This is a genomic window from Rhodococcus qingshengii JCM 15477 (assembly GCF_023221595.1).
GTDB classification, from domain to species: Bacteria; Actinomycetota; Actinomycetes; order Mycobacteriales; family Mycobacteriaceae; genus Rhodococcus_F; species Rhodococcus_F qingshengii.
The window spans coordinates 3,493,068-3,519,950 of record NZ_CP096563.1 but is presented as its reverse complement, the minus strand read 5'-3'; the positions used below and the strand labels follow the sequence as shown (position 1 = coordinate 3,519,950).

The following is a 26,883-nucleotide window of genomic DNA, read 5'->3' as shown; positions in this document are numbered from 1 at the left end:
CTCTTGCTTTCGCGCTGTTGATTCGGACGCGGCTACGCACTCGGCGGCCGCGGAGATCATGCGGGGCGGGGCGCTGTGAAACCCTTCGAGGTAAGTCGGACCGACCCTTCTGATGAGACGCTCTTTCCGCTCTCGGCCGCCCAACGGGCAACCTGGTTCGCTCAGCAATTCGATCCCGAAGTCCCGATTCTGATAGCGCACTACGTGGAGCTGCGCGGCGAACTCGACGTCGAACTGCTGGATCGCGAAACGCGAGCGGTGGCATACGAGTTTCAATCTCCTTTGCTCAAAGTGATCGAGATCGACGGTCAACCGATGCAGTACGTGGACGAGACATCTGAGATCACCGTCCGTCTTGTCGACCTCCGTGGGTTCCCCGATCCGATCGAGGATGCCCTCGGGTGGATGCGCCGAGATTGCCGGACGCAGCTCGACCTGGCAGTCGACGGAATCGTCGCGACCGCTGTGCTGCGCGTCGGGGACGCGCACTATCTGTGGTACAGCCGCATCCATCATGTTGCGCTCGACGGTTTCGGTGCCATGACCATGATGAACCGCATTGCGCATCGGTACTCGGCCTCGGCGGCGAGAAAGGACTCGCAGCCGAGTCGTGCGGCGACACTCCGGACGCTGTACGACATCGACGAGCGGTACAGAATGTCGGATCGATTCGCCGCCGACCGGGAGTACTGGGCTGAGCGCAATACCACCCTCGCCGGATCCAGCCTGGCGGAGGCTTCTGGGCCCGCGCAAACCGAGAGCCGACTCGAAAGCACACTGATCTCGGACCGAAGTTGTGCCCTTCTCTACGAATCCGAGAACCACGCTGCCCCGGTCATCGCTGCGCTCGCGTTGTACCTCGCGCGGATGACGGCGAAAGAGACTGTCCAGATTCATGTTCCGATGTCCGGACGGACTACGGCGGTGCTGCGGGACTCGGGCGGCATGATGGTGAACGTCACACCACTGCTCATCCGTGTCGCAGCGGTCGACACCGTCGGTGAACTCTTCGCCCAGGTCCAGCATGAGCTCATGGGTGCATTGCGACACCAGCGCTGCAGCCTCGACGACATCCGTCGGGACGCAGGCGTGACGAGCGGTCTGGAAGGCGAAGACTCATATGCCGGGCCCATGGTCAACGTCATGCTGTTTCGCCAGGAGGTGCAGTTGGGCGAGGTGGTTGGGGAGTATCACATCGTCACCTCCGGGCCGGTGGACGACCTTCTGGTCAACGTGTATCCGAGCGGCGACAGGCTGCGTGTCGACTTCCGGGCAAACCCGATCCGATACGAGGAGGCGGGTTTACGCGAGCACCACCGGAACTTTGTCGGCTTGCTGGAAGAGTTGATCGCGTCTGATTCCGGTGCCGAACTCGCAGACATTCACGGCCCGACGGCCCGAGAGGGCGAGCGACGACAACGCGAAGTCCGGCACCTCGAGTATTGGAGACATGAGCTCGCCGGGGCGCCCGAACTTTTGCAACTTCCCTTCGATCGACCCAGGCCTGCAACGCAATCGCTGGACAGTGCACAGGTTGAGGTCCTGATCGCCGCCGACACCCACGCGCGGATCACGGCGATGGCGAGTGATCTCGGGACGGACACTCGTGCGGTCTTACATGCGAGCTTTGCTCTCCTGGTGAGCCGGTTGTCCGGTGCTTCGGATGTTGTGATCGGTACGCCCGCGGGATCCGACGCGAACATCGTCGCCATCCGGAGTCGCGTCGATCTGGAGACGCCGTTCACGGCACTCTTGGGCAGTGCCGTCGAGGTCCGAAGTAATGCGCTGCCGCACAGTGGGATACGGCTCGGGCAGGTGGCGGAATCGCTCGAGGTGGAGGATGTACCTGCGTATGCGCCGGTGATACAGGTGACGTTCGAGTCCGTCGCCAGCGCTGACGAGCACCTTCCCGACCTCAGCCGCTTCGATCTCGGAGTGTCTGCAGTCGAGACTTTCGACGAGGTGGGTACGCCGTCCGGAATCTCGGTGAGGCTCGCGTTTGCCACCGACCTGTTCGACGCCGAGACGGTACGCGGCCTCGGTTTGCGGTTCGCGTGCGTCCTGGAATCCGTCACAGCGGATCCGGCAATCATGGTCGGCGACATCGATATCTTGTCCGACGACGAGCGATCCGCGATACGGCCTGTCCGCGGTGAACCGCGCGCTTCGCATCGCACCCTGGCCGATTTGTTCGACGGTGCGGCGCGCACACACCCCGACGGCGTGGCCCTCTCGTATCTCGATGACGAGTTGACGTATCGAGAACTCGACGAGCGTTCCTCGAAGTTGGCCCGAGAATTGATCGACCGCGGCATCGGTCCGGAAAAGGTTGTGGCGCTGGGTATGACGCGTTCGGTCGAATCGGTTGTCGCGATGTTGGCCGTGAGCAAAGCCGGCGCGGCATTCGTGCCGGTGGATCCAACCTATCCGAATGAACGTGTTCGCTTCATGCTGACCGATTCCGGCGCCGTACTGGGACTCACGGTCGTCGCGGAACTTCATCGCTTGCCGGATTCGGTTCCCTGGTCAGCGATCGACGACGCCGAGTTCCGTGGCCGACTTGCACGGTTGTCCGTGCGTTCCATCTCCGATGTCGATCGGGTGCACCCGATCCGGCCCGACAATCCCGCATACGTGATCTACACGTCCGGGTCCACCGGACTCCCCAAGGGGGTGACGGTCTCGCATCGTGGACTGGAAGCGCTTGCTGCCGAACAGCGTTCGCGGTTCGGTGCGACCCAGGATGCGCGAACGTTGCACTTCTCGACCCCGAGTTTCGACGCCTCGATTTTCGAGTACCTGCTGGCTTTCGGTGCCGGAGCGACCATGGTGATTGCGCCGAGCACGATCTACGGCGGTGACGAGTTGTCTCACTTCCTCGAATCCCAGCGTGTCACGCATGGTTTTGTCACTACTGCGGCGCTCGGAACAGTTTCGCCCGAGGGCCTTTCGGGCTTCGGCGACGTGGTGGTCGGTGGTGAGGCCTGCCCGCCGGATCTTGTGCAGCGGTGGGCTCCTGGTCGCCGGCTGTGCAATGCGTACGGGCCGACCGAGACCACCGTCATGTCGAACATCGGCGAGCCGATGGTGTCGTCGGAGAACATCACAGTGGGCGGTCCGCTCCGCGGCTTCGAGGAGATCGTGCTCGATCAGCGATTGCACCCCGTCCCCGACGGTGTTGTGGGCGAGCTGTACATCTCGGGAGACGCGCTCGCACGTGGATATCACCGGAAGTATGCGTTGACCGCAGGACGATTCGTGGCCGACCCGTTCGGTCTCCCGGGCCGGCGGATGTATCGAACGGGGGACTTGGTGCGGCGGCGCCGTGGCCGTGGACTCGAGTACGTCGGTCGTAGTGACTTCCAGGTGAAAGTTCGCGGATTTCGTATCGAACTCGGGGAAATCGACAGCGTCGTGCGGTCGTGTCCGCAGGTCGAGAATGCAGTCACCGTGGCGCGGGCGGCTCCCTCCGGGACAGCGATGATCACCACGTACGTCGTGCCTGCCGGCGGAAGTGCGCTCTCGACGGCCGAGCTGACGCGGTACGTCGCGAGCCGTGTTCCGTCGTACATGGTTCCTGCGGCATTTGTTCTACTCGACGAGTTGCCGGTAACTCCGGCGGGAAAGGTCGATCGCGCTGCCTTACCTTCACCTCGGTTCGATGCTCGGTCGGACAACTTTCGACCGCCCGAGGGCGCTGAGGAACTAGTGCTCGCCGAGATTTTTGCCGATGTTCTAGGCGTCGAGACGGTGGGTGCGGGTGACGACTTCTTCGAGCTGGGCGGGAACTCACTGATTGCCACGAAGCTGATCGCTCGAGTAAATGCCGCTGAAGAAATCGATTTCGGGGTGCGGACTTTGTTCGAAGCACCGACTATCGAATCATTGGCCCGTCACGTGCGGGATGCGAAGTCATCCCGCGTTGATCGCACGCGTTCGAAGCGTCCAATCCTGCAGGCACATTCGTACAGGGACAAGATTCCGGTGTCTGTGGCACAACGACGCCTGTGGTTCGTCAATCAGTTCGACACGTCGTCCCCGGCCTACAACATTCCGATGGTGGTCCGACTGTCAGGTGCCTTGGATGTCGCTGCAATGCAGCGCGCGGTAGGAGATGTTGTCGATCGGCATGAATCGCTCCGTACCGTCTACCCGGCGTCGGTCGACGGCCCCCATCAGGTAGTAGTGCCTTCGGAACGCGTGACGTCGAAGATCGCGTGGGAAGTATCCGTGGACGAGGAAGCCTTGGACAGGCGCATCGCCGATCTCGCTCGCGAGGGGTTCGACGTGAGCGCGAACGTGCCCCTGCGCGGCTCCCTTTTTCGGGTCACGCCGGACGATCATGTCCTTGCGCTGGTGGTTCACCATATTTCGGCGGACGGAGCATCCCTCGAGCCGCTGGCCCGCGACCTGACCCGCGCCTACGCGGCGCGGGCTGCGAAACGGGCACCGGACTGGTCGCCTTTGCCTGTGCAGTACGCCGACTACAGCCAATGGCAGATCGAACTGCTCGGCAGTGACGACGATCCGGACACGCTCGAGGCGAAGCAGTTGGACTACTGGACGTCCACCCTGGCCGGTCTACCTGACGTGATCGACCTTCCGCTGGATCGACCGAGACCGGCGGAACGATCCATGCGCGGTGAATCGGTCCGATTCTCGGTGCCCGCAGACGTGCACAGTGAACTCCTCGAACTCGCTCGGAATCACAACGCGACACCGTTCATGGTGATGCACGCAGTGCTGGCGGTTCTGTTGGCACGGCTGAGCGCCTCGCCGGACATAGCGATCGGGACTCCGGTAGGAGGGCGCGCCGAGCAAGTCCTCGACGATCTGGTCGGGATGTTCGTCAACACGGTCGTCCTGCGAATCACCGTTGACACCGCCGCGACTTTCGAGGAGATCCTTTCACGAACTCGCGAAGTCGATCTGGCAGCGTTCGGACAAGCCGAGGTGCCGTTCGAGCGAGTCGTCGATGCAGTTGCGCCGGAGCGTTCGTCATCTCGCTCACCGCTCTTCCAGGTTCTGTTGGAATTCCAGAACACCGCAGATCCCCACCTCGAACTACCCGGACTGGATGTCGATGTTGTTCCAGTCGACGTCGGTGTCGCCAAATTCGACTTGCAACTGTCGCTCTCCGAGCAGCGTGGCAAAGACGGCGTCCCCATGGGTTTCGATGCCGCCTTCACCTATGCCTCCGATATCTTCGAGCGCACCACAGTCGCCGAGTTCGGCGAGCGTTTCGTCCGCCTCCTCCGGTCGGTCGTGTCGGATCCAACAGTGCCAGTGGGGGATACGGAAATTTTGGGCGCGCCCGAGCGTGGGTTGGTGGTGGGTGGTTGGGATGGTGTGGGGGTTGTGGTGGGGGGTTTGACGTTGGTGGATGTGTTGGATGGGCGGTTTGCTGGTGTGGGTGGTGGGGGGTTGGTGTGTGGTGGGGTGGTGTTGTCGTGGGGTGAGTTCGATGTTCGGGTGAATCGTTTTGCGCGGTTGTTGATTTCGTTGGGGGTGGGTCCGGAGTCGCGGGTGTGTGTGGCGTTGTCGCGGTCGGTGGAGTTGTTGGTGGCGGTGTTTGCGGTGGTGCGGGCTGGTGGGGTGTTCGTTCCGGTGGATGTGGGTGCGCCGGTGGAGCGGGTGGGGTTTGTGGTGGGTGTGGTGGATCCGGTGGTGGTGTTGTCGCGGGTTGGTGATGGTGGGTGTTTGCCGGTGGGGGTGGGGTTTGTTGATGTGGGTTGTGTTGATGTTTCGGGGTTTTCGGGTGGTCCGGTGGGGGTGGGGGATCGGTTGGGGGTGTTGTTGCCTGAGCATGCGGTGTATGTGATGTTCACGTCGGGGTCGACGGGTCGTCCGAAGGGGGTGGTGGTGTCGCATGCGGGGGTGGTGAATCGGTTGTTGTGGATGCAGGGGGAGTTTCCGTTGGGTGTGGGGGATGTGGTGTTGCAGAAGACGCCGGTGTCGTTCGATGTGTCGGTGTGGGAGTTGTTTTGGCCGTTGATGGTGGGTGCGGGGTTGGTGGTGGCGGATCCGGGTGGGCATCGTGATCCGGTGTATTTGGTGGGTGTGATCGAGCGGTGGGGGGTGTCGGTGGTGCACTTTGTGCCGTCGATGTTGGAGGTGTTCGTGGGGGAGTTGAGCGTGGGGGAGTTGGGGGTGGGGTGTTCGGGTTTGCGTCGGGTGTTTGTGTCGGGTGAGGGGTTGTCGTCGGTGTTGGCGGGGCGGTTTGCGGGGGTGTGTGGTGCGGAGTTGGTGAATTTGTACGGGCCGACGGAGGCGTCGGTGGATGTGACGTTTCATGTGGTGGAGGGTGTTGTGGGGGTGGGTGTTCCGATTGGTCGGCCGGTGTGGAATACGCGGGTGTTGGTGTTGGATTCGCGGTTGCGGCCGGTTCCGGTGGGTGTGGTGGGGGAGTTGTATGTGGGTGGGGTGCAGGTGGCTCGGGGGTATGAGGGTCGTGTGGATTTGACGGTGGGTCGGTTTGTGGCGGATCCGGTGTCGGGGGTGGTGGGTGCTCGGGTGTATCGGACGGGTGATGTGGTGCGGTGGGGGTGTGGTGGGGTGTTGGAGTTTGTGGGGCGCACGGATTTTCAGGTGAAGGTGCGGGGGCAGCGGGTGGAGTTGGGTGAGGTGGAGGCGGTGTTGGCTGCTCAGGTGGGGGTGGCTGGTGCGGTGGTGGTGTTGCGGTCGGGTGTGGGTGGGGATTTTTTGGTGGGGTTTGTGGTGGGTGAGGTGGGGGTGGTGGTCGATGAGGTGGTGGTGTTGGAGGGGGTGCGGAGGTCTCTTCCGGGGTTCATGGTGCCGTCGGTGGTGGTGGTGTTGGGGGAGTTTCCGGTGACGGTGCATGGGAAGTTGGACCGTAAAGCCCTCCCGGACGTCAACTTCGAACCTCAACCGCTGCAGTATGTTGCGCCACGAACGCCGGTCGAGGAGACGGTTGCCGCAATCTTCGATGATCTGCTGGGAACGTCGACGGTGGGCGTGAACGACGACTTTTTTGCCCTGGGTGGGAACTCTCTCAGTGCGGCCAGGCTGGTTGCGCGAGTGAATTCTGTTCTCGGCGAACGGATCAACATTCGCGACGTCTTCGATGCTTCTACCGTTGCAGCGCTGGCCGAGTTGGCGCAGTGTCGCGGAGGAGAGGGGGCCAAGCCGGCGTTGAGGCCGCGGGGTACGACGACGGATATCCCACTTTCGCCGGCGCAGGAGCGAATGTGGTTTGCGAATCAGTTCGACCCCGAGTCCGCCGCCTACAACGTCGCGTGCGCGTTGAGGCTCGACGGCACAGTGAATCTGAGTGCACTTCACGCGGCATTTGTCGACGTCGTCGAGCGGCACGAGTCCTTGCGCACTGTTTTTCCTCTCACTGACGACGGCCCGCGTCAAGTGATCATGTCTACCTCACAGGTGGTATCGGATCTTGCACCGATACTTGTGCAGGGAGAGGAAGAGCTGCGCGAGCGTTGCCGGCAGATCGTTTCGGATGGTTTCGACGTCATGCAGCAGGTCCCGATGCGCGCCACCTTGTTGCGGCGAGACGACCAGGTCCACTCGCATGTCCTGGTGATCGTGATTCACCACATCGCCGCCGACGGATTCTCCACGGTACCGCTGGCCCGAGATCTCATGAGCGCATACACCTCCCGTGTGAACGGTGAGGCACCGCAGTGGGCGCCGCTCGGGATCCAGTATGCCGACTACGCGTTGTGGCAACGTGGTTGGTTGGGCTCGGAATCGGACTCTCGGTCTCTGATCTCGAAACAGCTCGGCTATTGGGCCGAGAATCTTGCGGGCGCACCGGAGGTTCTCGACATTCCGACCGATCGACCGCGTGTTGATGTGCGTTCGCTTCGACGCGGACGGATCAGGTTCGTGTTCGGTCCGAAGGTGCATGCCGGTGTGGTTGCCCTGTCGCGCAAACACAACGCCACGGTCTTCATGGTTGTGCACGCAGCCTTGGCGGTGCTGCTGGCGAGGCTCAGTGATGAGGACGACGTAGCCGTCGGAACTCCCATCGCCGGGCGTGGGGAGCGCGAACTCGACGACCTGGTGGGCATGTTCGTCAACACGTTGGTGTTGCGCACTGCAGTGGACCGCGGCGCAACTTTCGGAGACTTCCTCGACCAGGTCCGAAACGTAGATCTGAGCGCCTTCATTCACGCGGACGTGCCGTTCGAAAGAGTCGTCGAGATCGTGAATCCTTCACGTTCGACGGCGTACTCGCCCCTGTTTCAAGTCATGTTGGAGTTCCAAGACATCGAACGGCCTGCACTCGAACTCCCCGACCTGCAGGTGACCGACGTGGGCGTCGAGATCGACACCATCAACTTCGATCTTCAGTTGACGGTGACGCAGAACGCCGGCGCAGCCGGCGAATCGGACGGTCTTCGCGCCGAATTCGGATATGCCACAGATTTTTTCGACGAGGAAACGGTAGCGGGCTTCGCCGACCGCCTGCAACGGATTCTCGAGCGCGTTATCACGGATCCGCAATCACGGATCGGAGATATCGAGATCCTCGACGCCTATGAGTCAGCCGAACTGGTACCCGTGCGAGGTGAGATTTCCGCCGCTGTTCAGACCCTTCCGGATTTGCTGACTGCAGCAACAGATATGGCGACTGCCCAGGATCCCGGCGCCGTTGCGCTGGTGTTCGAGGAACGTGAAGTGACCTATCTCGAACTCGACGCGCAGTCGAACCGATTGGCCCGCATGCTGATCGAATCCGGAGTGGGTCCCGAATCGGTGGTGGCGTTGTGTCTCCCACGCTCCATCGAGTCCGTTCTGGCGGTGTGGTCCATTGCCAAGACAGGTGCGGCATTCCTTCCCGTGGACCCGGGACATCCTGCTGCTCGTATCGAGCACATGCTGGGCGACTCCGGTGCAGGGTGGGGGATAACGTCTCGAGCTCACAACGCGGCATTGTCCGGCCTCGTGCCGTGGCTGGTCCTCGACGATGCCGGTTTCGAGGAACGGCTGCGGGCGTACTCGCCATCGAAAGTCACCGACGCGGATCGGAAGGCACCGATTCGCATCGACAATCCGGTCTATCTGATCTACACGTCGGGGTCGACAGGAACACCCAAGGGCGTGACGGTCACACATCGCGGGTTGAGCGACTTCGCGCTCCAGGAGCGTGAGACCTTCGCCGCCACGACCCGATCCAGAACTCTGCACTTCGCTTCGCCGAGTTTCGACGCGTCGGTTCTCGAGCTCGTGATGGCCGTTGGTGCTGGAGCCACGATGGTGATCGTGCCACCGACCGTCTACGGCGGGTCGGAACTGGCGGCGTTACTGGAGCGCGAGCGCGTCACCCATTGTTTTGTGACTCCGGCGGCCTTAACGTCCGTCGACCCAGACGGTCTCACCACTGTCGGTTGTGTCGTGACAGGTGGGGAAGCGTGTCCGCCGGAATTGGTGGCCCGCTGGGCTCCGGGCAGAAAGATGTTCAACGCCTACGGTCCTACCGAGGCAACTGTCGTGTCGAGCATCAGTGCGGCACTGGCTCCGAACGACCCGGTCACTATCGGCACACCTACTCGCGGATTCAGCGAGGTAGTGCTGGACTCGCGTCTGCGAGCGGTACCGGTAGGTGTCGCGGGGGAGTTGTATCTTGCCGGGCCGGCTCTCGCTCGCGGCTATCACCGGCGATACCCGTTGACCGCCACGCAGTTTGTCGCAGATCCCTTCGGTGCGCCGGGAACGCGGATCTATCGCACGGGCGATCGCGTGCGGTGGACGCCCGACCGACGGCTGGAGTATCTCGGGCGCACCGATGCCCAAGTCAAAGTCCGTGGGTTCCGCATCGAACTCGGGGAAGTCGAGGTGGCACTGCAGACGCACCCGCGCGTGGCCCAGGCGGTGACGGCCGTCTGGAACGGCGACGGCAGGGATCGGTTGATCGGCTACGTGGTTCCCGATCGCGGAGCGAGTGTCGATCCGCGAGACGTCCTCGCCCATGCAGGCAAGCGCCTGCCGTCGTACATGGTGCCGGCGGCGGTGGTGGTGCTCGACGCACTTCCGCTGACGGTTCACGGAAAACTGGACCGCGCAGCGCTTCCCGCACCCGATTTCTCGTCCACGGCCACACCCGACCGGACACCGCGAACGGAAACCGAGAATCTTCTTGCCGCTCTGTTCGCGCAGGTTCTCGGTCTCGACGCGGTAGGAGTGCACGATTCCTTCTTCGAGCTCGGCGGAGACAGCATCATGTCCATCCAATTGGTGGCCCGCGCTCGCGATGCGGGTGTGATCGTCTCACCCCGAGATGTTTTCGACCACAAATCCGTCGCCGCGCTTGCCGAGTCGGCGCACCTTGAGCAGGACAGGCCTGATGTACTCGCGGAGCTACCGGGATCCGCTGTCGGAACTGTTCCACTGAGCCCGGTGGCGCAGTGGATGCTCGACCGCAGCAGTGGCGGGCTGCGTGGCGGCGGAGTGAAACGGTTCTCCCAGGCGCTCTTGCTGACAGCTCCCAATGATCTCACCCAGGACCTCCTTGTCCGTGGTCTCCAGGTGTTGCTGGACCGCCACGGAATGCTTCGAGCTCGCTTGGTTGAGAGTGACCGGGTCATGGAAGTCTTACCACCCGGCTCGATCTCGGCCGAAGGACTGATCCACCGCGTAGCTGTCGATTCGGTGGACGACGAAGGTTTCAGGGCCTTGGCGTCGGGAGAACTCGAGGCCGCGGCCGACAGCTTGGATCCCGCCGCGGCTGACATGGTGCGCGTGATCTGGTTCGACCTGGCCGACAAACCTGACGTGTCGACCGGGCGGGGCCGACTACTTGTGGTGATTCATCACCTGGTTGTCGACGGCGTCTCGTGGCGCATTCTGGTCACCGACCTGGCGTCCGTGACAGCACAACTCCAGGCCGGTGTCACGCCCGAACTGCCACAGATCGGAACGTCGTTCCGGCGATGGGCGCATGGGCTTGTCGAGCACGTGGGCGACCGGAGCGTCGAACGGGACATGTGGATAACGATCCTGGACGGCGATGACCCGTTGATCGGTTCGCGCCCACTCGATCCCACGATCGACGTCGACGACACGGTCGACACCGTTACAGTGGACATCTCGCCTTCGGTGACCAGGAACCTTCTCACCACGGTTCCTGCGGCATTCCACGCCGGCGTGAACGACGGACTCGTCACCGCTGTTGCGTTGGCCTCGATCGGGTGGCGACGACGCCGCGGTTCGGACACCGCTGCCGCCCTGATCACTCTCGAAGGACACGGCCGCGAGGAAGGGGTGGTTCCTGGCGCAGACCTCGGTCGCACCGTTGGTTGGTTCACCACGCTCTACCCGGTGCGCGTGGACCTCGGCGCAATCGACGTCGACGACGCACTGGCAGGTGGCGCCGACGCCGGGCGGGCTCTCAAAGCTGTCAAAGAGTACGTGCGTGCGATCCCCGATCATGGAATCGGATTCGGGATGTTGCGGTACCTGTCGGGCGAGAGCGACCCACTCGGCCGATTCCGTTCTCCTCAGATCAGTTTCAACTATTTGGGCCGGATCAGCTCCTCTGACGGAACACAGGACTGGCTGCCGGTGGAGGGCAATCGAAGGCTCGGCGGAACCCAGAACCCGTCCATGCCTGTGGCGTCCGTGATCGACATCAACGCCGCGGTTGAGGACCACGTCGACGGGCCGTGCCTGACAGCATCTTTCACCTTTCCCCGCGGAGTGCTCGACAGGTCTGACATCGCGGAGTTCGCGGAACTGTGGCGTCGTGCGCTCGACGGACTCAGCGCGCACGCGTCGCGACCTGATGCGGGCGGTCTGACGCCGTCGGACATTCCCCTCGTCTCGGTCGACCAACAACAGATCGAACGCTGGGAGAACGACTTCCCCGGATTGCACGATGTCTGGTCGGTGTCGCCCCTTCAGGCCGGGCTGATGTTCCATGCCTCACTGGCGGTCACGTCGACGGACGTCTACACAGCGCAGTTGTTCGTCGAGCTCGAAGGAGCGGTTGATTCCGAGCGTTTGCGCGGCGCTGCTGCCGGACTATTGGCAAACCACCCGAATCTGTGTGCAGCGTTCGTCTACGACGTACACGGCCTACCGGTGCAGTTGATTGTCGACGATGCCGTGATTCCCTGGACCGAGGTCGACCTGAGTGATCGCGGATCGGTAACCGACGCAGATCTGGAGCGCCGCCTCGCCGAGGATCGCAGTGCACCCTTCGACCTCGCTTCGCCGCCACTGCTTCGGCTGACGTTGCTGCGAATCTCGCCGACGAGGTGTGTGTTGGTGGTGACGAACCATCACATCGTTCTCGACGGTTGGTCGATGCCGTTGCTGGTTCGCGAACTGTTGATGCGATACGCGGACGACAGTCTCTCGGTCGAGAGGGCCCCGGCCGATCTTCCCGAGACTCCGTCGTACCGCACCTATCTGGAATGGTTGATGCACCGCGATATGGAGACCTCGCTCGCGGCGTGGGAGGACGCCTTGGAAGGCGTCGACGAGCCGACGTTGTTGGCGCCTTCGACGCCGATCGCGGAGCAGCTGGTGCCCGAAGAGGTTGCCGTCGATCTACCCGATTCGGTGCGCGACGGACTCGGTGCGCTGGTCCAACGGAGCGGGATCACGATGAACACGGTGATCCAAGCGGCGTGGGGTGTCCTACTGTCTCGGATGCTTTCCCGTGACGACGTAGTCTTCGGCGTCACGGTTTCGGGCCGCTCACCCGAGTTGCCTGGTGTGGAAAACATGATGGGGCTGCTGATCAACACGTTGCCTGTCCGAGTGCGACTGGATCCGGACGAGACGTGTACGCAGCTGCTCGCTCGACTGCAAAGCGAGCAGACAGCTCTGCTCGATCATCACTATGTCGGACTCGGCGCGATTCAATCTGTCGTAGGGACAGGCAATTTGTTCGACACACTGTCGGTCTTCGAGTCGTATCCGATCGATACCTCGGGGATGGGCGGGAACACCGACATTGCCGGTATGCGCGTCACCGCTGTGAATGCCCGCGACGCCACGCATTACCCGCTCACCGTGCTGTCGGTCGCGGAACCGACGCTGCAGGTCAGCCTGCGGTACCAGCCGGCGGCATTCGACCGCGCCGCGGTCGACACCATTGCACAGCGAATGTCGCGGATTCTTGCCGCCTTTGCAGCGAACGCGGATACACCGGTCGGTGAGGTCGACGTGTTTGTCGCCGGTGAGCGTGGGTTGGTGGTGGGTGGTTGGGATGGTGTGGGGGTTGTGGTGGGGGGTTTGACGTTGGTGGATGTGTTGGATGGGCGGTTTGCTGGTGTGGGTGGTGGGGGGTTGGTGTGTGGTGGGGTGGTGTTGTCGTGGGGTGAGTTCGATGTTCGGGTGAATCGTTTTGCGCGGTTGTTGATTTCGTTGGGGGTGGGTCCGGAGTCGCGGGTGTGTGTGGCGTTGTCGCGGTCGGTGGAGTTGTTGGTGGCGGTGTTTGCGGTGGTGCGGGCTGGTGGGGTGTTCGTTCCGGTGGATGTGGGTGCGCCGGTGGAGCGGGTGGGGTTTGTGGTGGGTGTGGTGGATCCGGTGGTGGTGTTGTCGCGGGTTGGTGATGGTGGGTGTTTGCCGGTGGGGGTGGGGTTTGTTGATGTGGGTTGTGTTGATGTTTCGGGGTTTTCGGGTGGTCCGGTGGGGGTGGGGGATCGGTTGGGGGTGTTGTTGCCTGAGCATGCGGTGTATGTGATGTTCACGTCGGGGTCGACGGGTCGTCCGAAGGGGGTGGTGGTGTCGCATGCGGGGGTGGTGAATCGGTTGTTGTGGATGCAGGGGGAGTTTCCGTTGGGTGTGGGGGATGTGGTGTTGCAGAAGACGCCGGTGTCGTTCGATGTGTCGGTGTGGGAGTTGTTTTGGCCGTTGATGGTGGGTGCGGGGTTGGTGGTGGCGGATCCGGGTGGGCATCGTGATCCGGTGTATTTGGTGGGTGTGATCGAGCGGTGGGGGGTGTCGGTGGTGCACTTTGTGCCGTCGATGTTGGAGGTGTTCGTGGGGGAGTTGAGCGTGGGGGAGTTGGGGGTGGGGTGTTCGGGTTTGCGTCGGGTGTTTGTGTCGGGTGAGGGGTTGTCGTCGGTGTTGGCGGGGCGGTTTGCGGGGGTGTGTGGTGCGGAGTTGGTGAATTTGTACGGGCCGACGGAGGCGTCGGTGGATGTGACGTTTCATGTGGTGGAGGGTGTTGTGGGGGTGGGTGTTCCGATTGGTCGGCCGGTGTGGAATACGCGGGTGTTGGTGTTGGATTCGCGGTTGCGGCCGGTTCCGGTGGGTGTGGTGGGGGAGTTGTATGTGGGTGGGGTGCAGGTGGCTCGGGGGTATGAGGGTCGTGTGGATTTGACGGTGGGTCGGTTTGTGGCGGATCCGGTGTCGGGGGTGGTGGGTGCTCGGGTGTATCGGACGGGTGATGTGGTGCGGTGGGGGTGTGGTGGGGTGTTGGAGTTTGTGGGGCGCACGGATTTTCAGGTGAAGGTGCGGGGGCAGCGGGTGGAGTTGGGTGAGGTGGAGGCGGTGTTGGCTGCTCAGGTGGGGGTGGCTGGTGCGGTGGTGGTGTTGCGGTCGGGTGTGGGTGGGGATTTTTTGGTGGGGTTTGTGGTGGGTGAGGTGGGGGTGGTGGTCGATGAGGTGGTGGTGTTGGAGGGGGTGCGGAGGTCTCTTCCGGGGTTCATGGTGCCGTCGGTGGTGGTGGTGTTGGGGGAGTTTCCGGTGACGGTGCATGGGAAGTTGGACCGTAAAGCCCTCCCGGACACTGATTTTGCGAGCGCTGCGTTTCGGACTCCCGCCACTCCTGCCGAAATCGGAATCGCCCGTGCTGTTGCCGACGTTCTCGGTCTCGACCAGGTGGGTGCCGACGACAGTTTCTTCGAACTCGGCGGGGATTCCCTCAGCGCCACTCGAGTCATCGCCCGCATCAACGCCGCATTGCACACCAATATGGGGGTCAATGCACTGTTCGACGCCCCCGTGGTCGCGGACCTGGCGGCCTCGATAGATCCAATCGACTCCGCGCCGGGCGAGCCTGGACCCGAGGAAGCTACTCGTGTGCCCATCACGAGTAGGGCACGGCCAGAACGTATTCCGCTGTCGTTCGCGCAATCGCGGATGTGGTTCGTCAACCAGTTCGACACGTCGTCTCCGCTCTACAACATCCCCGTCGCACTACAACTGGACGGGTTCCTGGATTCGGGTGCGCTCCAAGCCGCGCTGGGTGATGTGGTGGAACGGCACGAATCCCTTCGAACGATCTTTCCTGCGTCCGCAGACGGGCCCTACCAGGTGATCGCCGAACCCGCGGTCGCTGCTCCTCGAATCCACCCCGTGCCGATTCCCGGCGAGGGGCTTTTCACGGACTTGCACGCGTTCTTCGACATCGGATTCGATGTGTCCGAAGAGTTCCCGCTGCACGTGAGGTTACTCCGAACCGGACCGGAGCAGCATGTACTCGCGATCGTTGTTCACCACATCGCCGCAGACGGCTTCTCGATGGCACCACTGGCACGCGACCTGATGAGTGCATATACCGCGCGCACGCAAGGTCGGAGCCCGGACTGGGTGCCGCTGCCGATTCAGTACGCCGACTACACCCTCTGGCAGCGTGAGATCGTCGACGCAGACGTTGGTCCGGAAACTTCGCCCTCGGCCGAATTCGATTATTGGACAGCGAAGCTGTCGGGTATTCCGGACGTCTTGCCGCTCCCTCTCGATAGACCACGAACCTCGAAACGGTCTGCCGAGGGCGCGGTGGTTTCGATGGACTTCTCGCCCGAGATCCATCGAGCTTTGAACGAACTCGCACACCAGAACGGTTCGTCTCTGTTCATGGTGATGCATGCGGCTCTGGCGGTATTGCTGGCACGGCTCACTACAGCGGACGACGTAGTGATCGGGACTCCGGTCGCAGGTCGCGGTGCATCGGTGTTCGACGATGTGGTCGGGATGTTCGTCAACACGCTCGTCCTTCGCACACCTGTCTCATCCGGAGCAACCTTTGCCGAGGTGTTGGCCGCGGTGCGGTCAACGGATCTCGGTGCTCTGGACCATGCAGACATCCCCTTCGAGAGGTTGGTGGATTACCTCTCGCCCGACCGTTCCACCGAGCATTCACCTCTGTTTCAGGTACTCCTCGAATTCCAGACCGATACGGGACTGCGCTTCGACTTGCCGGAACTGACGGTTCGCTCGCTCGACGTCGATCTCGCGGTTGCGAAATTCGATCTGCAACTGAGTGTGATGGAGCACGTCGACGAGCACGGTGAGCCCGCTGGTATCAGCGCCGGTTTCCGTTATGCAACAGATATTTTCGATCGAATGTCGGTGGCGCGCATCGCGGCGCGCTTCGAAAGAGTGATCGGCGCCGTGACCGAGAACCAGTCGGTGGTCGTCGGTGATATCGACATGATTCTGGCCGGCGAACTCAGCGGGTTGCTGGTTGCGCCCACGCCCTCTGGCGCCGGAACAGACGAGGATTCGTTGTCGGATCTCTTCGATCGCACGGCGCTGACGTCCGGTGATGCCGTGGCGGTGCGCTGCGGCGGATTGTCGGTTACCTACCGCGAACTCGACGAGCGAGCAAACCGCCTCGCTAGACTGTTGGTGGCGCAGGGGGTGGGGCCGGAAACCTTGGTGGCAGTCGCGATGGCCCGCTCGATCGACCTGATGGTGGCATTGCTGGCGGTGGTGAAGGCGGGTGGCGGATACGTACCGGTGGACTCGACTTCTCCGGTAAACCGGGTGGACTTCGTGCTGCGTGACGCCCGGCCGAAGTGTGTGTTGACCACCCGGGCCGACGGCGACTACATACGAGACAGTGACGAAATCGCAGACAGCGAGATTCCAGTGATTGCGGTAGACGACCCGGTGATTCTCGATGCGCTGCACAGGTTTTCTCCGCTTGCGGTGACCGACCGAGATCGGCTGCTACCGCTCCGGCCCGAATCGGTGGCCTACGTGATCTACACCTCGGGGTCCACCGGGCGCCCGAAGGGGGTGCAGGTTTCTCACCGCAGCGTAGTGACGTTGCTGGCAAACACCAGAGCGCTCTTCGGCTTCGACAGCGGCGATGTGTGGACGATGTTCCATTCGGAGGCATTCGACTTCTCGGTCTGGGAAATGTGGGGCGCACTCGCACACGGTGGCCGACTGGTACTGGTCGACTACTTCACGGCCCGTTCACCAGAGGCATTCCTCGAATTGCTACGGCACGAACGTGTCACGGTGCTCAATCAAACTCCCACCGCCTTCTATCAATTGGCGGAAGCCGACCGGCTTACCGGGGGTGCGGCCCTGTCATTGCGCTACGTGATCTTCGGCGGAGAAGCGCTCGACTTCGGACAGTTGACGCGCTGGTACGCCCGTCGCGGGACTTCGTCACCAGATCTGGTCAACATGTACGGCATCACGGAGACCACTGTGCACGTCAGCCATTTACCGCTCGATCGTGTGCTGGTGCGTCAACGATCGGCCTCGGTGATTGGTCGGGCGTTACCCGGATTGCGTGTGTATGTGTTGGATCAGCGGTTGCACCCGGTGCCGCCCGGTGTGGTGGGTGAACTGTATGTCTCCGGTGATCAGGTTTCACGCGGATACCTCGGCCGGTTCGGTCTGACGTCCGCGCGGTTCATTCCCGACCTCGCGGTCAGTGGTGCGCGTATGTATCGATCCGGTGACCTGGGGCGCTGGAACGACAGCGGGCAGCTGGAGTACCTCGGACGAAACGATCTGCAGGTGCAGGTGAAGGGGTACCGAATCGAACTCGGCGAGGTGGAGGCTGCACTGCTCTCCGGAGTGGGCGTGTCTCAGTCGGCGGTGGTAGCCCGCAGAGACCGGTTGGTGGGCTACGTGGTGCCGGAGTCCGGTGCCACTATCTCTCCGGCGGCGTTGCTCGAGTATGTCTCACAGAGGTTGGCGCCCCACATGGTCCCCGCTGTCGTGACGGTTCTCGAGGGTTTGCCGCTGACGGTGAACGGAAAGCTCGACCGGAATGCATTGCCTGAACCTGACTTCGGGCGACAGGCAACCGTAAGTCGTGGCCCCGCGTCCGCGACGGAAAACATCCTTGCGAGTCTGTTCGCCGAAGTTCTGGGACTCGAAGAGGTGGGGGTCGACGATTCGTTCTTCACTCTAGGCGGTGACTCGATCATGTCCATCCAGTTGGTGACGCGCGCCAAGTCTGCCGGAGTTCTGATCACACCGCGCGAGGTGTTCGAACGCAAAACTGTTGCGGCGCTGTCCGAGACGGCCGGAACGGCTGGCAACCGGGTCGTCGTCGACGAATTACCTGGCGGCGGCGTCGGTGAGATCGAATTGACGCCGATCGTCGAATGGATGCTTGACCGTGGTGGAGATTTTCGCCGGTACTCCCAATCTGTTCTGCTCGCGGTTCCTGCCACGCTCGACGAGGTCACGCTGACACTGGCCATGCAGGCTGTGCTGGACCACCACGACATCCTCCGCGCGGGCATCCGGGCGACGCATCATCCTGAATCCGCTCGGCGGATGGACGTTGCGCCTGTAGGTACGGTGCGGGCGGAGACCGTCGTACGCCACGTGAGCCTCGGGGGTTCTGCCGCGGAGACGGTCTCGACAGAACTCGACGCAGCTCTGGGGCGGCTCGACCCGGAGGCAGGTGTGATGGTGCAGGCAGTCCTGCTCGACACCGACGGGCAGATTCAAAAGGACCGGCAGAGCCGGAAACGGTTGCTACTGGTAGCGCACCATCTGGTGACGGACGGTGTTTCCTGGCGAATCCTGATCCCCGATCTTGCACTTGCCTGTGCGCAGGTGCAGTCAGGCGTCGACCCGTCACTTGCTCCGGTCGGAACCTCGATGCGTCGATGGGCACATGGCCTCGTCGACGCCGCGCGCGAGCCGGATCGGGTCGCTGAAATCGACTATTGGCGAGAGGTGCTCGAGGGCCCGGATCCGACTCTGGGTGTGCGCGCCCTGACGAAGAGGGACACCGCCTCGGCCACCATTGACATCGAAGTACGAGTTCCCACGGGATTGACCGAGGCCGTGTCGACGACAGTTCCGCAGGCGATTCACGGGAGCGTCGAGGACGGATTGTTGACGGCTTTGGCACTTGCGATGGTCCGCTGGCGCATGGACCGCGGCATCGACAATCCGGAGACATCGATCAGTCTCGAGGGGCACGGACGCGAGGAACAGGTGGTTCCCGGGGCAGATCTTGCTCGCACGGTGGGATGGTTCACGACGATCTTCCCGGTGCGGATCGATCTGAGCGGAGTGGATCCGGGTGACGCCTTCGCCGGCGGCCCGGCTGCCGGCGTCGCTGCCAAGACTGTCAAGGAACAACTCCGGGCGGTGCCGGACCGCGGCATCGGCTTCGGGTTGCTGCGCTATCTGAACCGCGAAACGGCACACACTCTTTCGCAACTTCCGGTGCCTCAGATCAGCTTCAACTACCTCGGACGCGTCGGTGGATCCGACGCCGACGCTTCAGCGGGATGGGTACCGATCCGTGACGAGGACCTGCGGACGGTTGCGGCCGTCGATCTTCCACTCGCCAGCGTCCTCGAGGTCAACGTGATGACGGTCGACAGCGATACCGAGGACGGTCCGCAGCTCGTTGCCGGCTGGACGTTCCCACCGGACATTCTGGGTGCGGACGACGTTCGGCAACTGGGGCAGTGGTGGCTCGACGCACTGGCCGGGCTCGGAGAGTTCGCGGCGGGCGGCGGCGGATTCACACCCTCGGACTTCGATCTGGTCGATCTTCGACAGGAGGCGATCGACGACCTCGAAAGTCGGTGTCCCGACCTGAGCGATGTCTGGCCACTCTCTCCACTGCAAGCGGGGTTGTTGTTCCACGCCGAATTGGCCGAACGATCGGTCGACGCATACCTCGTACAAGTGGCTCTCGATCTAGCCGGCGCAGTCGATTCGGAGCGCCTGCGCCGCGCCGCCGACGCGCTGCTCGGCCGGTATGAGAACCTGCGTACCGCCTTCCTTCACAGCGCCGACGGCCGTGCCGTCCAGGTGGTCCGAAGCAACGTGGCAGCGCCGTGGCAGGAAATCGACCTCACTGGTGCACCAGATCAGGAAATTGATCGAGCGCTGGCCGAGGACCGAGCGCGCCCGTTCGACATGGCACGGGCGCCGTTGATCCGATTCACCCTGATCGCTCTCGCCCCCGAAAAGTTCACGCTCGTGCTCACCAATCATCACATCCTTCTGGACGGCTGGTCCATGCCCCTGCTGATCCGGGAATTGGCGACGCTCTATGCCGCCGACGGTCAAGTGGCGGCCTTGCCTCACGCGCGCGCGTATCGCGACTATCTGACCTGGATGAGCCGCCGCGATCAGCAAGCTTCCCGAGCAGTCTGGGCGAGGACGCTGAGCGGAGTCGAAGGACCGACGCTGTTGGCTCCAGCGGTTCGATCGCGTCGACTCTCGACCATGGCGGCCGAGTGGGTGTTCGATCTGGACGAGGAATTCACAACCTCACTTCGCGGAATGGCGCGTGAACTCGGGCTGACGATCAACACGATTGTTCAGGCATCGTGGGGGATCGTCCTTGCTGCACTGACCGGGAGAGACGATGTGGTGTTCGGAGCGACGGTGTCGGGTCGACCTCCCGAGCTGACCGGGATCGAAACCATGGTCGGGCTGTTCATCAACACAATTCCGGTCCGAATCACGCTGCGCCCGAGTGAAAGTATCGGCACACTCCTCGCGCGGATCCAGGCCGAGCAAGCAGAGCTGTCGGATCACCACTGTCTCGGGCTTTCCGAGATCCACGTAGGCGCGGGGCCGGAGATCGGATTCGACACGTTGACTGTCTTCGAATCGTATCCCGTTGACCGTCAGGGGCTTTCGTCCGATACCGATATTGCGGGGGTCCGGATCACCGATGTCGAAGCCAAGGACGCTGCCCACTACCCGCTTAGCCTCGTAGCATCGGTCGACACCAGGCTCCGCCTGAAATTCGAGTACATACCCGAGGTTTTCGGTGCCGCCGACATCGAAGAGATCGCCGGACGACTGCGGCGCGTACTCGAAGCGTGTACCCAGCCGGATCGTCCCTTGGCTGTGGTGTCGGTACTCGCAGCCTCCGAACATGCTGAATTGGTGCCAGTCCGTGGCACGGCTGGCGGGTCGTCGCGCGTCTTCCCGGAGATCTTCGACGAGGCAGCCCAGCGTGATCCGAACGCACCGGCCGTGGAATCGGCGGACGGCAGCATGACCTACGGCGAGCTGGACATCCTTTCCAATCGCATTGCTCGCATGCTCGTCTCGCACGGCCTGGGAACCGAGGACTATGTAGCGGTCGGTGTCCCACGTTCTCTCGCGTCCGTGGTGTCGATACTTGCCGTCGCCAAGACAGGCGCTGCGTTCGTGCCGATCGATCCCGACTATCCGGACGAGCGGATCAATCACATGCTGATCGATTCGAAGGTCAGCTTCGGATTGACCACCACCGCGGGCCGAGATCGATTGCCCGATATCGCGGAGTGGCTGATTATCGACGATCCGCATTTCACGAAGAAGTGCGAGGGATTCTCGGGGAGCCCGTTGACCGACAACGACCGACTCCGTCCGATCGGGTTGGATTCAGCTGCCTACGTGGTCTACACCTCGGGGTCGACCGGCGTGCCCAAGGGCGTGGTGGTCACGCAGCGAGGGCTCGACAACTTCGCCCGAGACCAGCTCGAACGCTACGGCGCAACTCCACAATCACGCACGCTGCACTTCTCCACTCCGAGTTTCGACGGGTCGCTCTTCGAATATCTGCAGGCTTTCGGAGCCGGGGCGACGATGGTTATCGCTCCACCAGGGATCTACGGGGGCGAGGACCTGGCGCAACTTCTGGCAGAACACGCCGTCACGCACGCGTTCGTCACCACGGCGGCATTGGCATCGGTGGACCCGGCTGGGCTGGAACAACTTTCGGAAGTCGTATTCGGGGGCGAGGCGTGCCCGCCCGACCTCGTCGCTCGCTGGGCACCTGGCCGCCGCCTGTACAACGCGTACGGACCGACCGAAGCAACGATCATGTCCAACGTCAGCCCGCCGATGACCGCCGGAGAACCAATCACCATCGGTGGACCCATCAGGGGCGTCAGCGAACTGGTGCTCGACACTCGACTTCAAGCGGTTCCCGTCGGGGTCCCCGGCGAGCTGTACCTGGCCGGACCAGGCGTGGCACGGGGATGTCACCGAAGGGCGGGGTTGACGGCAGAACGCTTTGTTGCCAACCCGGCTGACCCAGGAACGCGGATGTACCGCACCGGCGACATCGTGCGATGGACGGCGGACATGTGTGTCGAGTACGTCGGGCGAAGCGACTTCCAGGTCAAGGTTCGAGGCTTCCGTGTCGAACTCGGTGAGATCGACAGTGTGCTCATGTCGGAGCCCAACGTCGGTTTTGCCGTTACGGTTGCCGATTCCGCCCCCACCGGAGACACCCGACTCGTGTCGTACGTCGTGCCCACGGCGGGTCGACTGGACACCAGGATCCTGAGTCGCGCCGTGGCCCGGCGCTTGCCTTCGCACATGGTGCCTGCCGTTCTCACGGTGCTGGAGAACATTCCGTTGACCGCTGTCGGAAAAGTCGACCGTTCGGCGTTGCCAAGACCCGAAATCGAGACGACCACAGGGGATTTCCGTCCCCCGGTCGGCCCGGTCGAACAGGCAGTGTCGGACGTGTTCGGCGAGGTGCTCGGCCTCGAACGAGTCGGTACCGACATCAGTTTCTTCGAGCTCGGTGGAAATTCTCTGAGCGCCACTTCGGTCGCGGCGAGGCTACGGGCGGTGCTCGGAGCTACCGTAGGCGTGCGGGATCTGTTCGAGACGCCGACGGTGGCCGAGTTGGCTACGGTGATCGGCCAGTCGGTTGCCGAAGGGTCGGAGCGACTGGGACCGCGCCCCCGACCCGACAACATCCCCTTGTCGTTTGCTCAGCAGCGGATGTGGTTCGTCAATCAACTCGACACCAGTTCTCCTGCATACAACATTCCGCTCGTGGTGCGGTTGAGCGGTGAACTCGACAAACCGGCCTTGAGATCAGCGATGTCCGATGTCATCGCCCGCCACGAATCGCTGCGAACGATGTTCCCGGTCCACGGTGACGGACCGGTCCAGCACATCCTGCCCACCGAGAGCGCCGAGCTGCCGCAACTGACCGAGACATCGGTGACCGACGAACATCATCTCCGTGACGAGCTTGCCCGGATGGTCTCGGCCGGTTTCGACGTCGCCGCACGAATTCCCCTGCGGGCAGCGTTGTTCACCATCGATGAGCGCGAACACGTGCTTGCCGTAGTGGTGCACCACATCTCGGCTGACGGCTTCTCGATGTCTCCGTTGACCCGAGACGTGATGATTGCATACGAGGCCCACGCGTACGGCGGGGATCCCCAGTGGACGCCGCTTCCAGTCCAGTACGCCGACTTTGCGCTCTGGCAACGGGAGATTCTGGGCTCAGTCGACGACCCCGGGTCGGTGATCAGTGAGCAGTTGGCTTACTGGCGACGTGCACTGTCAGGTGCTCCCGACCTCTTGGAACTTCCGCTCGATCGAGACCGGCCGACGCAACAGAGTTTTCACGGCTCGCGGATTCACTTCTCGATCAGCAATGATCTTCACCGCCGTATTCTGAACGTGTCGCGGCAGCACGAGTCCACTGCATTCATGACTGTGCATGCAGCGCTCGCGCTCTTGCTGGCACGTTTGGGCAGCACCGACGACATCGTGATCGGCACGCCGATCGCCGGCCGGGGAGATCGTGCCCTCGATGATCTGGTCGGCATGTTCGTCGGCACGCTCGCACTGCGCACACAGGTGGATCCGGCTCGATCGTTCCGCGAGTTGGTTGAGCATTGCCGCGAAGTCGACCTCGCCGCGTTCGCTCATTCCGACGTGCCCTTCGAGCGGGTAGTGGATGCGGTCGGGCCGAAACGGTCGAGCGCCTATGCACCGATTTCCTCGGTGTCGCTGGAATTCCAGAACAACAAACGACCGATTCTGAAGCTACCGGGACTGGAAGTCCGCGGAATCGACCCTGAACTCGAGGTAGTGAAGGTAGACCTGGAATTCCTTCTGGCCGAGGAGTACGACGATCGCGGTGAACCGGGAGGGATGAGCGGAGCCGTCGACTTTGCCACTGATCTCTTCGACCCCGGTACGGTCGGCGGTTTTGCCGACATGTTCGTTCGTGTGCTCGAGGCCGTGACCCGGAATCCGCAGGTACCGATCGGTGACATCGACCTACTCGGCGATCCCGAACGTCGCGAGTTGACGCCGGCGCATGGGCTCCCCGAAGTACCTCCGAAATTGTGGCCTGAGTTGTTGGCGGACGCCGTGGCGATCGATCCTGACTCGGTGGCCCTGTCGCTCGAGAACCGGCAGCTCAGTTATCGCGACCTGGACGAGTGGTCGAATCGTGTTGCCCGGGAGTTGTGCGGTCGCGGTGTGGGCCCGGAGTCCTTCGTGGCACTGGGAATGCCTCGCTCGATCGAATCGGTGGTGGCGATCTGGTCGGTGACCAAAGCCGGAGCGGCTTTTGTGCCTGTCGATCCGGCCTATCCGCGCGAGCGCGTCGAATACATGCTCGCCGATTGCCGAGCCTCGCTCGGTTTGACTGTTCAGACCAGCCGAACTCACCTACCCGACGTTGTTCCCTGGCTGGAACTCGACGACCCACACTTCGCCCGGCGGGTAGCCGCGCTGTCGCCGGAACCGATCACCGATGACGATCGAACCGGTGAACTGAACCTCGATCATCCGGCCTACCTGATCTACACCTCGGGATCTACCGGGAAACCCAAGGGAGTGAACATTACTCATCGAGGTTTGGCGAGCTTCACGGCCGAAACTCGTGAGAGGTTCGAGGTCACTCACGACTCTCATGTCTCACAGTTGGCATCGCCGAGTTTCGACGCTTCCATCTTCGAGTTGACGATGGCATTCAGCGCCTCGGCGCAAGTCGTGATCGTTCCGCCTGCTGTGTACGGTGGCGCCGAATTGGCCGATGTTTTCCGGCGCGAGCAGGTCACTCATGCCACCATTACACCGACCGCGCTGGCGGCGTTGGGTGACAACGGTTTCGAGGCGCTCCGTGTTCTCGATCTGGTGGGCGAGGCCTGCCCGCCGGAGATCGTCGCGCAATGGGCGCCGGGTCGGAGGCTGCACAACGGCTACGGCCCGACTGAAACCACCGTGCAGGCGAGCGTCAGCGATTCGATGAAACCCGGTGCGGGAGTGAACATCGGCTCGCCGGCAGTGGGCTTCGGCTTCCTGGTGCTGGACGAGCGTTTGCAGCCCGTCCCGGTGGGCGTGCCGGGGGAGTTGTACATCATCGGTCCAGGTATGGCACGTGGGTACCATAATCGGGCGTCGCTCACGTCGGAACGATTTGTCGCGTGCTCGTACGGGTCGCCGGGGCGCCGGATGTACCGCACCGGAGATGTCGTGCGTTGGCGTGAATCCGGCGGTGACAGTGCCAAAATCGTTGGCTCCGGCGATGGAGTGCATCACACGCTCGAATACATCGGGCGCAGCGACTTCCAGGTCAAGGTCCGTGGTTTTCGGATCGAACTCGGGGAAATCGATGCAGTTCTCTCACGCCATCCGTCGGTGGACTTCGCCGCGACTGTCGGCCATACGGGACCGTCGGGTGAAACGGTCCTGGTGTCGTACGTGCGTGCGTCAGCTGCTGACGCCACCGGCACCGACGAGATACGGGCGTACGCAGCCGACCGACTACCCTCGCACATGGTTCCGTCGGCAGTGGTGCTTCTCGAGCGGATTCCGATGACGCCGGTGGGCAAGCTCGACCGAAAGGCCTTACCGGAACCCGAATTCGGTTCGGCTGCAGCCGAGTTCCGCGAGCCGGTCACCGACACCGAGCGCGCCGTGGTCGACTCGTTCGTCGAGGTTCTGGGTGTCGACCGGGTGAGCACTACCGACAGCTTCTTCGACCTGGGCGGGTCCTCCCTGGTGGCCACCCGAATCGTCAGCGCACTGCACTCTCGTTTCCGACGGAGAATCCCGCTTCAGTGGATGTTCCTCGACCCGACACCCGCTGGAATCGCTCGACGCCTCGACATGCCGACAGCCGACGCCGGTATGGAAGAGCTTCTCGCCGTGGTTGTTCCACTGCGGACGAAAGGGACTGGGCGACCGCTGTTCTGTGTGCACCCCGGTATCGGCCTGTCCTGGGGGTATGCCGGCTTGGTGCGGTATCTGCCCGAGGACAGACCCGTGTACGGACTTCAGCTCCCCGCTCTCAGCGACGACGGTGACTATCAGTCGATCGAACAGTTAGCCCATCGCTACGTCGAAGAGGTGGAGGCCGTTTCGCCGGACGGGCCGTACGACTTACTCGGGTGGTCCCTTGGCGGAGTCATCGCGCACGCCATGGCCGTCGAACTGCAATCGTCCGGCCGCGACGTCGCCACACTGGCGATGATGGACAGCTACCCCGACAACGGCGATGCCCCTGCGTCAGCCGAACTCGACGTCCGAGACATACTGCGAGGACTCGGCCTCGAGATCGAGACCGACCGAGATCTGACCTTCGACGAGGCGGCGGCCGTGTTGGCCCGGAGGCTCGGGCCCGAGACGGGAGTCGACGGTCGGGACCTCGAACGGATTGCCCGAGGGTACGAGACTTCGCAGAGAATCACGCACCAGTTCGTTCCCCAGGTCTACGAAGGAGATCTGCTGATCTTCCTGGCATCCGGAGAAGACGACACGATTCCGCGCGACAGGTCGCCGCAGGAATGGAGCCCACTCGTGACGGGCCGGATCGTGGAGGTGCCCGTGCGCTGCGAACACAACGAGATGATCGAACCTCCGGCCATGGCGGTCATCGGACCGGAGCTCGCCCGGGTGCTCTCGATGTTTTCCGGATACCCCGAACGGGCATGACAACTTCAAGCCACC

1 protein-coding gene is annotated in these 26,883 nt (G+C 62.9%); it reads left to right on the top strand.

The features are described 5' to 3' along the window. Positions 1–75 precede the first annotated feature (75 nt). Positions 76–26,868 (top strand): non-ribosomal peptide synthase/polyketide synthase, encoded by a 26,793-nt coding sequence (locus M0639_RS15995; protein WP_248671202.1) that lies wholly within the window; start codon positions 76–78, stop codon positions 26,866–26,868. The last annotated feature ends 15 nt before the right edge of the window (positions 26,869–26,883 follow it).